The following is a 13,818-nucleotide window of genomic DNA, read 5'->3' as shown; positions in this document are numbered from 1 at the left end:
GCATCAGCATCAGCATCAGCATCAGCATCAGCATCAGCGTCAGCATCAGCATCGGCATCGGCATCGGCATCGGCATCAGCATCCGCGTCGGCATCCGCATCCGCATCAGCATCAGCATCCGCATCCGCATCCGCGTCGGCATCGGCATCGGCGTCAGCATCCGCGTCGGCGTCGGCGTCAGCATCAGCATCAGCATCAGCATCAGCATCAGCATCGGCGTCGTTGTCATCTATATCAACCGCAACCACGGTAGTCGGAACAGACTCGTTCCCCGCCGCATCCGTCAGCGTGACGCTGAGGGTTTCGCCGTTGACTTGAGGCGGGTCCAGGGTGACCTGGAAGTTGCCGTCAGCTCCTACCGTGCCGGTACCGATCACGTTGCCGTTGGCATCGGTGATGGTGACAGTGGTATTGGGTTCACCCTTACCGGTGAGAGCAGTGCCATCAGGGCTGACTTCCAGCCCGGTAGCGGCAGCAGGCGCGGTAGTGTCACCCGCCACAACCGTAGCTGGCGTCGACTCGTTGCCCGACGCATCCTTGAGGACCACCTGCAGGGTTTCGCCATTGGTTTGCGGCGTGCCCAGGTTGACCTGGAAATTACCGTCGGCACCGACAGTCCCGGTGCCGATCACATTGCCGGCAGCATCCTTGACCGTCACGGTGGTGCCGCCTTGGCCCTTACCGCTGAGGACCGTGCCCGCGCTGCTCACTGACAACTCGCTCGCCGGCCCTGGTGGAGTGACGGGCGGCGGCGCATCGTGATGACCGCCCCCACCACCGCCACCGTCGATGGCCGCTGCGGCACCGCCCACAGCAAGAATCCCCAGCCCCCACAACACCCAGCTCGGGATCGAACTGTCGGCGGCGATGGCGGCCACGCCCAAGTCGTCGAGAGTAGAAATCTGCGTAAAGTTGAAGCCCGAATACGGGGTGGAATAGTTGCCCAGCAACAGTGCTCCATCGGCGTTTTCCAGAACCAGTTGGTTCGTCGCACCGTCAGCACCCACCACAAAAAAATTCTGAATAGTGACGGTTTTTCCGGACTTCAGAGTGACCACCAAATTCTGGCCGGACTGTTGAAAGGTTTGAACGCTTTCCAGTCCGAAGGGCAATTTTACAATGCTGGTTCCTTTAAGGCTGGTATTGCCAAAGGCATGTTCCGTCGCCGTCCCCGTCGCCTTGTCGACAACTATTATGTTTTTCATCTTTCACCCGTTTCTATCAATGAACACGCAGAGTTCAGCGCGAGCGAATGCCCACGGCGGTTATGACTGCCGAGCACTAAACATGTTATTGCGTTATTTAAGGGCTGTTCAGAATCCGCGCGGGTCAACCCACGCCGGTTTCTTCACGCGGTTGCACGTCGACCCACTCAGACGTGCAACGTGTTGGCGCCGATTCAGGAGAGGGGCTGGTATGCCCGCAAGCCCAGAGATCAAGCAATCGGGAGAGATGGCGTGCCGCGAGACGGACTTTTACAAGCTCTCGGGCAGCTTCGGTCGATGTGGTCGAGTGCCCGGGGATACCCGATGTACGATTCCTTTCGTTAGCCATCTCTGACGCACCTGCACAACTTTAAAAAGTACAACGCTTGGGCGGGAGCCGTCGATACATGGCGCCGCCGACAACGCCCGCGAGGCCGATACTAACGAGGCAAGAGTCAACATAAAAGGGAAAATTAAACACGCATTAAACATGAGCATTTAAACAGAACACTCACCGCACACCGATCGCACATCACTTATTAATCCATTATTACAGAATGATAACAAAGCACTCCTCCTCTACGAGCCGAGTGACGATACCGTTATAAAAAACAGGCTCCATTCATAAACATTATAAATTTGTAAAATCATATTTCAACGACGCACACACCTTCGAAAAGCTCAAGCCAAATAGTTAGCGGATTAGTAATAACTGAAGCTTATGTATTTATATAAGGCTCATTAATTTCGGGATGCAGAGATGCCTCCGCAATTTGCGGAAGAGGAAGGTATTCCTAAAAAGAGGGGTGCGAGCGGCAGGCGCAGCAAGGCCATAAACGAGGGAGGAGCGCTGTATCAACCAAAAACCCAGGGACCCGCCCGACGCGGCACCCCGTAAAATCGTCAGATTGCGCAGGGCCGTTTCTCAATCCGGTTTGGGCATATGAGCCACATAATCACGCTTGATCGTCTTCACGAAACTCTCCGCCATCCCATTGCTCTGCGGACTGCGCACAGGTGTTCTTCGCACCGTCGTCGCAGCGGAATTCGAAGCCGTCCGAGCACCAACGGGTATCACTGGTCATGACTGCGATTCGGCCTTCATGCCTGCGCTGGACGCCGGGCTGCTTTACGTGTCGTTGTAGCAGCAGATTGTGATCGCGCATCACGCGATAAACCCGCTTCACATTGATCGGTGGCAGCGACTGGGCTTCACGCTCACGGCGTAACAAACCCCAGACACGGCGGTAGCCATAGCTCGGTAAATCGCTGACTTGCTGCTCGATCTCGGCGACCAATTGCGTGTCGTTCACAAGCCGGCGTCGCCGTACTATGGGCGATACCGATTGCTGGATCCGAACCGTTAATTGCGAGCGCGACACACCGAGACATTTACTGACCAGTTTCACTGGTCGTCCCCCGGCAACAAGGGTGAGTGCGCAATCCATTTTCGCGACCGAGCGATCTCCACGGCCTCTTTGAGAACTTCCGCTTCCATCGTCTTCTTGCCTAGCATCCGCTGTAATTCGCGGATCTGTTTGAGCGCATCGCTTAGCTCGGACGCTGGTACCACGGCCTCGCCAGCACTGACCGCCGACAGACTTCCGTCCTGGTACAGCTTGCGCCACAGAAACAGCTGGTTGGCATTGATGCCGTTACGCCGGGCTACCACGGACACGCTTTGTCCGGGCTCAAGGCTCTCGCGAACCATGGCCAGCTTCTGGTCGGTGCTCCAGCGCCGCCGACGTTCCCGGCCGAGCAACTCGCCACCCTTATCATTGCTGTTAGTCATGAACATACCCGTTTGCCTATCCCCCTATCTTAAGGGGGGAACGGTGTCCTGTCTTTCATGGGGCTCGTTCAGTTAGGATCAAACGCGATACCGCTTTTGCTCCGAACTATCGATGGAAGTGAAGGACAGAAATCACTTCCATCCATTATGAAATCTTTCTCTGGTCTTTTACTCATCGGGATGAGCCTCCACACGCAATTGTTTTTGCATTTGCAAGGACACAGCGGTGGCTTTTTTCTTGATGTGACGCTGGTTATATACAGTCGCCATTCCGGGTGTTTGGGACCACCCCATCAACCTAGCATTGCGAGAAAAATTTCCCCGCACGCAAAGCCCCCAGCGACTGGGACATTCCACTGCCCATGGGCATGGGCGATGCCGACTACCTGCGGGTGGTGGATAACGCCCTGAATTACCTGCTACCGCTCTATCAGCCGGATCTGGTGCTCTACGACGCCGGTGTGGATGTCCATAAGGACGATGCCCTGGGTTATCTGAAACTGACGGACGCGGGGCTGGCGGCGCGAGACGAACAGGTCCCGCGCCATTGCCTGGGCCGGGACATTCCAGTGGTCGGGGTAATCGGTGGCGGCTACAGCAAGGACCGCCAGGCCCTGGCGCGGCGCCACGGCATCCTGCATCACAGCGCGCAGCGGGTCTGGACGTCATCAGGCTGTCACTGAATCGTGCTTGCTTACCCACAATGCCTGTGGAACCGCCTGTGGATAACCTGCGTGAAATGCGCTACAACACCTACGGAATAAGGGCTACAGACCGCTGTATGTTTTTTGTACAAGCCTCCTGAAAGCGCCGACAGTCCTGTGTTGGAGCGGGCTTGTCCACGAACGTCTCATCGCTGTTTTACCGACACCGCCTATTTTCGTTCTTCGTGGGCAAGCCCACTCCCCCAAAGAAAACGTAGAATGCCTGCCTACCATGCCACTTCGCAGCCTGCCATGACTCGCCCAACGCTCGACTCGCCTCCCCACGTCGCCATTATCGGCGGCGGCCCAGCCGGCCTGATGGCCGCCGAAGTCCTGAGTCAGGCGGATGTCCGGGTCGACCTCTACGACGGCATGCCTTCAGTCGGGCGCAAGTTTTTGCTGGCTGGCGTCGGCGGCATGAACATTACCCATTCCGAGCCCTACCCGGCATTTCTCTCGCGTTATGCCGAGCAGGCCTCACGGATCGCCCCGATGCTGCGGGCCTTCGGTGCCGATGATCTGCGCGACTGAATTCATGGCCTGGGGATAACTACCTTTGTCGGCAGTTCCGGACGAGTCTTTCCCAGCGATATGAAGGCCGCTCCGCTACTGCGCGCCTGGCTCAAGCGTCTGCGCGATGCCGGGGTCGTTATCCACACCCGCCATCGCTGGATGGGCTGGCAGGATGACCAGTTGGTTATCCACAGCCCGGACGGCAAAAAACACGTCCAGGCCGATGCCACGCTGCTTGCGCTGGGCGGCGGCAGTTGGGCACGCCTGGGTTCCGATGCGGCCTGGCTACCGCTACTGGAACAGCGCGGCGTGCGCGCTGCCCCATTGCAACCGAGCAATTGCGGATTTGAAGTCCAGGCCTGGAGCGAACTGCTGCGCGACAAGTTTGCCGGTGCCCCGCTGAAAAACGTCGCCATCGGCCTGCGACATACCGCTCCACGCCTGGGCGAGTGCGTGATTACCGCCAGCGGGATCGAGGGCAGTCTGATCTACGCCTTGTCCGCGCCGATCCGCGAGCAGATCAACCAAAACGGCTCGGCGATCATCGAAATCGACCTGCTCCCCGGCAAGACCCAGCAGCAGATCCAAGCCTCGCTCGCCAAACCACGCGGTTCACGCTCCATGGCCAAGCACTTGCACAACCAGCTCGGTATCGACGGGGTCAAGGCAGCGTTGCTGCGTGAACTGGCGGATGCCGCCTGCTTCAGCGACACCGCGCAACTGGCGAGCGCGATCAAATCCCTGCCACTGCAACTGGTCGCCTCCCGCCCGCTGGACGAAGCGATCAGCAGCGCCGGTGGCGTGCCTTTCGAAGCCATGGACGAACAGCTAATGCTCAAGGCGTTGCCGGGCGTATTCTGTGCCGGCGAGATGCTCGATTGGGAGGCGCCGACCGGCGGTTATCTGCTGACCGCCTGCTTCGCCAGCGGGCGGTTGGCGGGCAAAGGCATACTGGAGTGGTTACGGCGGGCCTAAGCCTTTTGCCCCTGCGCTCGGCCTGACGCCAGGGGAGCCGGTTGGCCTGCTCCCACAAGGTAACGCGCGCCTCAGGGCTTGCGCTTACGCGGCCCGGTGTTGAACACCGGCACCTTGCGCACCGGCTTGACCGATGGCGCCACGTCTTCCGGCTTTTCGCCGCTGTCCACCCATTTGCCCAGATTACGTTTACCACCACCGCCCGCGGCCTTCGGCTTTTTTGGTTTCTTCGGTTTTTTGATCACTTGCCCGGACACATCGGTTTGCGGCACTCGGTGTTCGGGCTCGAAATCTGCTTCTTCGCGACGGCTCAGCGCCTGGCGCGTCAGCACCTCGATGGCCGACAACAGATTGACTTCATCGGCACACACCAGGGAAATCGCCTCGCCGGTAGCGCCCGCACGACCGGTACGGCCGATACGATGAATGTAATCCTCGGCGACAATCGGCAGGTCGAAATTGACCACCAGCGGCAGGTCTTCGATATCCAGGCCACGGGCCGCGACATCGGTCGCCACGAGGATCTGGATCTCGCTGGCCTTGAAACGGTCCAGCGCCCGTTGGCGGGTCGCTTGAGGTTTGTCGCCATGGATGCCGTCGGCGTTCACACTCAGGCCCTGGAGTTTTTCCACCAACTGGTCGACGCCGTTGCGAGTCTTGGCAAACACCAGCACCTGCTTCCACTTGTGCTTGCGCAACAGATGCACGAAGAGCTCCGGCTTGCGCTTCTTGTCGACCGTCACCAGCCACTGTTTGACCGTGTTAGCCGCCACGTTGCGCGGGCTGACTTCAATGCTCAACGGATCGTTGAGCGTTTGCCCAGCCAACAGGCGGATGGCATCGGAGAACGTCGCAGAGAACAACAGGGTCTGGCGCTTTTTCGGCAAGGCTTTATAGATATTGCCCAGCTCTTCCTGGAAACCCAGGTCGAGCATGCGATCAGCCTCGTCGAGCACCAGGACTTGCAACTGGTTGAACTTGAGCGCGTTCTGGCGGAACAGATCAAGCAGGCGCCCCGGCGTGGCCACCAGCAGGTCGACGCCTTTGCGCAGCTTCATCATCTGCGGGTTGATACTGACGCCGCCATACACCGCATACGTGCTCAGCGGCAGGTGCTCGGCGTACTGGCGCACGCTTTCATGCACCTGCTCGGCGAGTTCGCGGGTCGGTACCAGGATCAGCGAACGGACCGAGTTAGCGGCGACCTTCAGTCCTTCCAGGGTCAGCAACTGCAACAGCGGCAGGGCGAAACCGGCGGTCTTGCCGGTGCCGGTCTGCGCGGCGGCCATCAGGTCGCGGCCAGCCAGCACGGCGGGAATGGCCTGGGCCTGGACCGGTGTCGGCGTCTTGTAGCCGAGAGTATCCAGGGCCCGGGTCAGGGGCTCGATCAGGCCGAGAGTCTCGAATGTCATGCAAGTACCATAGAAAGAAAAAGTGTCAACGCACAGGAGCGATGCGCGGCAGTTTACCTGCTCAAGCCTCTTTCGGCTTGCGCCACTGTGGTAAACCGATCAACACCACGGCGCTGATGATCACGCCCATGGCGATGCACTCGTGCCAGCCGATGTGTTCGTCGGCAAACAGGATGCCCAGCAACACCGCCACCGCCGGATTGACATAGGCATAACTGGTCGCCGCCGCTGGCCGCACATGCTTCAACAGGTACATGTAAGCGTTGAAGGCGATGATGGAACCAAAGACGATCAGGTAGAGCAGCGCCAGCCAGCCTTCGGTCGAGGGCATCTGGGTCAGGCGCTCGCCCCTGACAAAGCTGGCCAGCAACAGGACCGCGCCGCCCACCAACATTTGCGCCGCACTGGCCATGCCGCCCGGAGGCAGCGGCAGATGCTTGCTCCACACCGACCCGAACGCCCAGGTCGCCGCCGCCAGCAGCAGCAAGCCGGCACCCAATGGGCTGCCTTGCAGGTTGGACCCCATGTTCAGCAGGGCGATACCGATCAGGCCCAGCACGATCCCGGCCCATTCCAGAGCGGTATTACGAGCGCCCCAGAAATAGCCGCAGAGCAAGGTGAACAGTGGCACCGTGGCAATCGTCAGCGCCGCGACACCCGAGGCCACGCCCGTGTACTCGGCCAGGGTCACCGCACCATTGCCGAAACTGAGCAGTAGTACGCCGATGGCCCCCGCCGCTTTCCATTGTCGCCAGGTTGGCGCCGGTACACCGCGCCAGCGCTGATAGGCATACAGCAGGCTGCCGGCGATTACGAAACGGATACCCCCCATCATCAACGGCGGCCAGGACTCCACGCCGATACGAATACCCAGGTAGGTCGATCCCCAGATGAAGTACAAGGCAAAGAAGGCACCGATCAGCGGTAACGGAAAACGGCGTGGGGTTGGCATGGAAGGCTCTGGGCAGGACAAGGAAACGTTATTCTAGAAAGGTCATCGGCAAATAATAAGTTACAAAATCGCGTTATCACGCCAGTACACTTTATAAAGCATGGATATCTCGGGCGCAGAACCAGGCTTGGTCATGCAAGAGCATGGCCCGGAGTTTGAGGTGATGGCGAGTAAGGACTTGAGGTGCGAGGCTGATAACAGCCCGTATTGCATGCTCTATAGCTACGACACTATCAATGACACAGCCTTGATACTGAATCAGGTGCAAAACGTCGGGATTGGCCGGTGCATTACTGCCTGGTCAGAGACATCGACTGACGCTCGTCTCCGACCTTGCTTCAGGCGCGCTGATATCGCTTCAAATGCTCCCCCACCTTCGCCGCCGGCACTTTCTGCAATTTGCACAGCAGATCATGGGACAGCTCCCGCAGCCCATGCTTCTCGCGCAGTTCACTGGCCAGGTGCGCCAACAAGTTAGCGGCCATCTCGGCATCGGCCATGGCCCGGTGCGCCTGACCGGTGTGCGGCAGCCGCGCATGGGCCGTCAAAGTGCCCAGTTTGTGATTCGGTGCCGTCGGCATCAGACGTCGCGCCAGCAACAGTGAACAGGCAAAGTTTTGCAGGCGCGTGCGCTTGATCCGGCCCATCTCGAAGTCCCAGAACTTCTGGTCGAATGCAGCGTTATGCGCCAGCAGTGGCGTGATGCCAACGAATGCGTTGACCTCGTTCATCACCCGCTCCGCCGATGGTGCGGTGCGCAACATGGCGTTGCTGATGCCGGTCAGTTGTTCGATAAAGGCCGGCACTCGTACCCCGGCATTCATCAGGCTCTGGTAACGGTCGACAATGCGCCCTTGTTCCAGGATGACCACGGCGATTTCCGTTGCCCGACAGGCACTGCTCGGCGAGATCCCGGTGGTTTCAAAGTCGATGACCGCAATACGTTCCAAAAGCCCTGCCCTTTTCGATAATCGGTTTCAGTTTTTCAACAACAGCGTGCCTTCGATGGGCACGTAGCGGCTCGCTGCGCGGATCAGCGAATTGGCCGTCAGCCCCGGCACGCCATAGGCCACCGCCTCGACCCCGTGCTTGTCGATGATCCGCTCAAGCAGCAGGTCGAAATCACCGTCACCGGACGCCAGCACCACTTCGTCGACATTCGGCGCCACATCCATGATATCGATGGTGATGCCCACATCCCAGTCCCCCTTAGCGGAGCCGTCGCTGCGCTGGATATACGGTTTGAGTTTCACCGTGAAACCCAAGTTGCGCAGAATCTGCTGGAATTGCTGCTGCTTGCTGTCGCCACGGTCGATCGCATAGGCATAGGCCTCGACGATCTGTCCGCGCTGACTGATATCGGCCCACAGGGCGGTGTAATTGAAATGACAACCGTAAGCCTGGCGGACGGTGTAATAGAGGTTCTGGACATCGGCGAACACCGCGATTTTCTTCACCGTGAATCCTCATGGCGCAAGCGCGCACTGGCCGGGGTGACAGACACTCGAAAGCGAGTAGGCGCCCAGTATGCCAGCCCAAGGCAATTTTCAGCGAACAATCAGCCATGCCAGCGCAGTCCGGAGCGCAAAGGCGCTCCGGACCTTGGGAGGTCAGACGTAAGAATCGTCGTCGGCGAAAGAGGAAGAACTGTCGTCGCTATAGCCGCCGTCGAGGAAACCGCCCTGGTCGCTGTTGCCCCAGGCGTCGTTGTTGGCCATGCGCCGGTCATCTCCCCAACCATCGCTGTGGTTGCTCATCGGGCTGGGCTCAATGATTTCTTCGATGATCTGCGGCTGCTGGTGGTGATGGAACAGGCTGCTGATACCTTCGGCCAACATGACCCCGCCGGCGACGCCGGCTGCGGTTTTCAGCGCACCGCCAAGGAAACCGCTGCCAATAGGACTGGCCGCAGCCGGCTGCTGCGGCGCGTAATTGGGCTGAGGATTGTAATTCTGCTGTGGCGGGGCATTAAACGCCGGGCGTGTCGGTTCACGCCAGCCGCCACCGGAGTTGCTCGGCGCCGGAGCGGGTGCCGGATTGCGACTGCCACCGCCAAAGATGCTCGACAGGAAACCGCCGCTGCTCGGTACTGGCGCCGTACTTCGCGCGCGAGCCTCTTGCAAATCGGCCTGGGCTTGCTGCAATTGGGCCTGGAGCTGCTTGTTCTGCTCGTCGAGACTTTTGAGCGCATGCTCTTGCACCAGGATCGACTGAGTCATGTAGTACGTCGCAGCCGGTTGGCGCGTCAGATGCTCCTTGATCCGCGCCTCCGCCAGGGCGTCACGCGGGGCTGAATCCTTTTCGGCTTGTTGCAACCGTGAAAACAGTCCATCGATCAGGGTTTGCTCTTCGCTGTTCATGGCGACCTCATTAGATTGCCGGGTAGAAATCGGTCGCCCTGGCCGATCCGGTCAGGGCGTGCATCAGTTATGGGGCTGTTACAGGAAGTTTCAATGATCCTTACCTAACGTTTACATTTGAATGTCGGCCCACCTCATCGGTTAAAGTATCGCTTTGCTTTGACCTTCGATAGCGAGCCTATGAACCCGCTCACCATACTGCGCGACTCCCTGTACTTTTTTCGGCACAACCTGGGCCAGATCGCCCGCCTCTGCCTGCCGCTGGTGATCTTCGAAGCCGTGCTTCAGCGACTGCTGGACATCGCCATCGGCGCCCCTGTATCGCCTGCCTACGATCTGCTGGCCGGGCTGCTGGTGTACCCGCTGTACACCGCGGCACTGATCCTGTTTCTCGATGCCCGCAGCCGAGGCGAAACTCCGCGCAATCGCGATCTGCTGGCCATGTCCTTGCGCCTGTGGCCGCGCATGGCGCTGCTAGCGGCGATCAATACCGTGGCCATCGTGCTGGGGCTGTCGTTGTATTTCATCCCCGGTATCTGGCTGACCGTGGTGCTGGCGTTCGCCGAGTACTCATTGGTATTGCGGGGTCGCGAGCCGCTGCGGGCGATGAAGGAAAGCTTCAATCTCAGTCGCGGGCATTTCTGGCGGACCTTCAGTTGCATCCTCTGCGTCATGGGACCACTGTGGCTGCTCAAGGGCTTGAGTGCCAATGCTTACCCCGAGCCGCAAAATCCGCTTCTGACACTGATCATCGATAGCACTCACAGTTTCCTGCAACTGTTTACCAGCGTTGTACTCTTCCGGCTGTATATGCTGATCAGCCAAACAGCCGACAGGGACTGAGCGGGCCCCCTCCCGATAGAGGGTTAGGCGGCGACAAGGCTGTCGGCTATGCTCCCACACCTATTGCAACGTCATAAGCCGAGCCCATGACCCGTTTATTACGTTACACACTATTGAGCATGGCCCTTTTTGCCGGTCTGCTTGGACTGTTCATCTACAACCTGAGCTGGCATCCCGACAACAAGCAGGCGCTGCCGGTCAGTTGCACCGCCCAGGCCCCGGTGCTGGTCGCTGGCCAGGCCCTCAAGGCAATGACCTGGAATATCCAGTACCTGGCGGGCAAACGCTATGTGTTCTGGTACGACATGGCCGACGGCAGCGGCAAGGATGAACGCCCCACCCAGGAAGACATGGCCTTCAGCCTTGACGAAGTGTCGCGGATCATTCGCGACGAGCAACCGGATATCGTGCTGCTGCAAGAGGTCGATGAAAACGCCAAGGCCAGCGCCTATCAGGACCAGTTCAAGCTGCTCCAGGAGCGTGTGGCGGACCTCTATCCGTGCAGCTCGCAGGCCTTCGATTGGAAGGCCGACTTCGTCCCCGACTGGCATATCTTCGGCAGCGTCGGGCGCAAGCTGGCGACCTTGAGCCGCTATCGGATCGAGCATGCCGAGCGGCTGCAACTGCCCCTGGCTCCAGCCAACCTGATCCAACGCCAGTTCCAACCCCGCCAGGCGCTGCTGCTCAACTATCTGCCGCTCAGTGATGGCGGACAATTGGCGGTGATCAGTACCCAATTAGCTCCCTTTACCCAGAACGACACCCCGTTGCGCCAGGTACAGGCGATTGCTCGCCTGCTGGATAAGTTCGAAGGCCAGGGCACGCCATGGCTGATCGGTGGCGATTTCAACCTGCTGCCGCTAGGCCAATACCTGCGCCTGCCGCCGAGGTGGCGCGGCAGCTACTCGGCGGACAGCGAATTACATGTGCTGTGGGACAAGTACCCAATGATCCCGAGCAACAACGAAGCCAGCGGCATCGACCGCGAACACTGGCTGACCCATTACCCCAACGACCCCGACGTCAGCGGCCCGGACCGAACCCTGGATTACTTCTTCTACAGTGCCAAACTGAAGCGGGTCGAAGCGCGGGTACGGCAGGACGATACCTTGAAAATCTCCGATCACCTGCCGGTGATTGCGCGGTTCCTGTTGCCGGTGGCGCACTGACTGCCCCGGGTTACGCTCGCCGAGAAATAACGCCTGCATTTCCAGATTTATCGCCCCGCCCCTACTGAAACTTGCACGAACCGTTGTCGCAGCGTTACGTGTTTGAAAGGCACCATAAAGCTCAAACACCACCAAAGGCAGAAACTTGATCAGGAATTTTTTCTTCCACGCCCTGCTATTGCTCCATCAATAACCAAGAGGTTAATGATGCCTCATTTTATTTCAGTGTTACTCGCCCAATCTTCAAGCAAAACTCACTGTCGACCGACTGGTGATGAAGGTCGCCCGTCCCGCTTCTTTTCGAACTTCGATCGTCAGTTATTTTATAAAAGGCCTTCAATCAGGCTCCAACAATAAAGGAAAAAGCCATGTCTACTTTACCACTGCTACCTGCCGAACTCTGGAACGAGCGCCTGTTTACAGGAGACTGGCAGTTGGGGCCATTGCCTGCGACAGTTGTTGTCGAGCCAGCCAGCGGAGCACCACTTGGATCTATCGGCAACGCCGATGCTGCACTGGTTGCCCTCTCTTCGCAGACCGCTAGCCAGGCTCAGAAGCAGTGGTATGCACTGCCCCACTCCGAGCGGGCGCAGGTATTTCGTCGTGCTGCCCAGGCCTGCGAGACGCACCATGACGAGATTGTCGACTGGTTGATCCGTGAGAGCGGATCGACACGGCCTAAAGCGATGTTCGAAGTCAACCAGATGCTGCAGATTCTCAATGAGAGTGCGGCCCTGCCATCCCGCAGCCAAGGTGAAGTACTACCCTCGACTCCCGGGCGCTTGAGCTTGGCACGGCGTAAGCCTTTGGGGGTGATTGGGGTTATCTCTCCCTTTAACTACCCGTTATGTTTGGCAATTCGGGCGGTTGCCCCGGCACTTGCAGTGGGCAACGCCGTGATACTTAAACCTGATCCGAGAACTTCGATCAGCGGCGGTTTCGTGATCGCTCGGATCTTCGAATTAGCCGGGCTACCCAAGGGATTGTTACATGTACTGCCAGGGAGCGCAGAGGCAGGTGCCGCACTGACAACAGATCCACACATTGCAATGATCCAATTCACCGGTTCGACAGGTGCAGGGCGCAAGATTGCCGAAGCAGCCGGGCGCCATTTAAAGAAGGTTTCGTTGGAGCTGGGCGGTAAAAACTCGTTGATCATCCTCGACGACGCCGATCTTGATCTTGCGGTTTCCAACGCAACATGGGGCACCTACCTGCATCAGGGGCAAGTGTGCGTGGCGATCGGTCGTATTCTTGTTCACCGTAGCCTGTACCCGGCCTTTCTTGCACGATTGGTGGCAAAAGCTAAGAGTCTGACCGTGGGCGATCCCGCCAAAGGTGATTACGCCCTGGGCCCGCTCATCAACGCCCAACAACGCGATCACGTCGATCGCTTGGTTAAGGCGGCGGAACAGGCCGGTGCGCGCATCGAAGCTGGCGGCAACTACGAGGGGTTGTTTTACCAACCGACTGTCTTGAGTGGTGTCGATGAACGCAACCCGATCTTCAAGGAAGAAGTGTTCGGTCCCGTGGCGGTGGTAATGCCATTCGACAGTGATGAGGATGCGGTCAGACTCGCCAACAACACCGAGTTCGGCCTGGCCGGCGCAGTCATTTCAAACGATGTCGGCCGTGCGCTGAACCTCGGCGAGCAATTGCATGTCGGCTTGCTGCACATCAATGACCAGACGGTGGTAGACGAAGTTATCAACCCCTTCGGTGGCGTTGGAGCATCGGGTAACGGCAGCAGCATTGGTGGTCCGGCCAACTGGGAAGAGTTCACCCAATGGCAATGGATCACGTTGAAAAGTGAAGCGCCGCGCTATCCGATGTAAATCTCAAGCCTGATGAGAGCACTTTGGAGGGGAGAGCACTTCGCCCCTCCACGCCAAA

9 protein-coding genes and 3 pseudogenes are annotated in these 13,818 nt (G+C 58.9%); 5 read left to right on the top strand and 7 right to left on the bottom strand.

What is annotated here, in order from left to right; translation table 11 throughout:
• The coding region (locus tag BMX68_RS25850; protein ID WP_177178864.1) for an Ig-like domain-containing protein at nt 1-1,205 on the bottom strand (1,205 nt) is incomplete at its 3' end.
• A 928-nt stretch (nt 1,206-2,133) separates the two neighbouring features.
• Nucleotides 2,134-2,997: pseudogene (locus BMX68_RS25110) on the bottom strand (transposase); the annotation flags it as partial.
• 302 nt (nt 2,998-3,299) lie between these two features.
• On the opposite strand from BMX68_RS25110, the pseudogene BMX68_RS08270 reads away from it, so the two are divergent.
• A pseudogene (locus BMX68_RS08270) lies at nt 3,300-3,680 on the top strand (arginase family protein); the annotation flags it as partial.
• Nucleotides 3,681-3,953: 273 nt separating this feature from the next.
• Nucleotides 3,954-5,189, top strand: a pseudogene (locus BMX68_RS08265) (TIGR03862 family flavoprotein).
• Between the two features lie 71 nt (nt 5,190-5,260).
• On the opposite strand, the gene rhlE1 reads toward BMX68_RS08265, so the two are convergent.
• The 5 genes from rhlE1 to BMX68_RS08240 all read right to left on the bottom strand — a co-directional run bounded on the left by rhlE1 (nt 5,261) and on the right by BMX68_RS08240 (nt 9,913).
• Nucleotides 5,261-6,601, bottom strand: a complete 1,341-nt coding sequence (gene rhlE1, locus BMX68_RS08260; protein WP_017131471.1) for an RNA helicase RhlE1 — start codon at nt 6,599-6,601, stop codon at nt 5,261-5,263.
• 61 nt (nt 6,602-6,662) lie between these two features.
• The gene (gene yedA / locus BMX68_RS08255) at nt 6,663-7,553 is read right to left on the bottom strand and encodes a drug/metabolite exporter YedA (protein WP_017131470.1); all 891 of its coding nucleotides are present in this window, start codon (nt 7,551-7,553) and stop codon (nt 6,663-6,665) included.
• Nucleotides 7,554-7,891: 338 nt separating this feature from the next.
• Entirely contained in the window at nt 7,892-8,503 is a 612-nt protein-coding gene (locus tag BMX68_RS08250) for a 3'-5' exonuclease (RefSeq protein WP_017131469.1), read from the bottom strand.
• Between the two features lie 27 nt (nt 8,504-8,530).
• Nucleotides 8,531-9,010, bottom strand: a complete 480-nt coding sequence (locus BMX68_RS08245) for an NYN domain-containing protein (protein WP_017131468.1) — start codon at nt 9,008-9,010, stop codon at nt 8,531-8,533.
• Nucleotides 9,011-9,163: 153 nt separating this feature from the next.
• Entirely contained in the window at nt 9,164-9,913 is a 750-nt protein-coding gene (locus BMX68_RS08240; protein ID WP_017131467.1) for a DUF2076 domain-containing protein, read from the bottom strand.
• A 180-nt stretch (nt 9,914-10,093) separates the two neighbouring features.
• Here BMX68_RS08240 and BMX68_RS08235 point away from each other — a divergent pair, with 180 nt between their 5' ends.
• The 3 genes from BMX68_RS08235 to BMX68_RS08225 all read left to right on the top strand — a co-directional run bounded on the left by BMX68_RS08235 (nt 10,094) and on the right by BMX68_RS08225 (nt 13,760).
• Nucleotides 10,094-10,756, top strand: coding sequence for a YciC family protein (locus BMX68_RS08235; RefSeq protein ID WP_017131466.1), 663 nt, complete (start codon nt 10,094-10,096; stop codon nt 10,754-10,756).
• An 86-nt stretch (nt 10,757-10,842) separates the two neighbouring features.
• Nucleotides 10,843-11,925 (top strand): endonuclease/exonuclease/phosphatase family protein, encoded by a 1,083-nt coding sequence (locus BMX68_RS08230; RefSeq protein ID WP_026013115.1) that lies wholly within the window; start codon nt 10,843-10,845, stop codon nt 11,923-11,925.
• Nucleotides 11,926-12,293: 368 nt separating this feature from the next.
• Nucleotides 12,294-13,760: a benzaldehyde dehydrogenase gene (locus BMX68_RS08225; protein WP_026013114.1), complete on the top strand. Its 1,467-nt coding sequence runs from the start codon at nt 12,294-12,296 to the stop codon at nt 13,758-13,760.
• Nucleotides 13,761-13,818: the final 58 nt, after the last annotated feature.

The sequence above is a fragment of the Pseudomonas agarici genome (assembly GCF_900109755.1).
In the GTDB taxonomy this organism is placed as follows: Bacteria; Pseudomonadota; Gammaproteobacteria; order Pseudomonadales; family Pseudomonadaceae; genus Aquipseudomonas; species Aquipseudomonas agarici.
This window is presented reverse-complemented; position numbering and strand designations above follow the sequence as displayed.

Bases quoted from the DNA above. Each gene is read 5' to 3' on its own strand.
- rhlE1 (WP_017131471.1), bottom strand. From the start codon at position 6,601: ATGACATTCGAGACTCTCGGCCTGATCGAGCCCCTGACCCGGGCCCTG.
- BMX68_RS08230 (WP_026013115.1), top strand. From the start codon at position 10,843: ATGACCCGTTTATTACGTTACACACTATTGAGCATGGCCCTTTTTGCC.
- BMX68_RS08240 (WP_017131467.1), bottom strand. From the start codon at position 9,913: ATGAACAGCGAAGAGCAAACCCTGATCGATGGACTGTTTTCACGGTTG.
- yedA (WP_017131470.1), bottom strand. From the start codon at position 7,553: ATGCCAACCCCACGCCGTTTTCCGTTACCGCTGATCGGTGCCTTCTTT.
- BMX68_RS08225 (WP_026013114.1), top strand. From the start codon at position 12,294: ATGTCTACTTTACCACTGCTACCTGCCGAACTCTGGAACGAGCGCCTG.
- BMX68_RS08235 (WP_017131466.1), top strand. From the start codon at position 10,094: ATGAACCCGCTCACCATACTGCGCGACTCCCTGTACTTTTTTCGGCAC.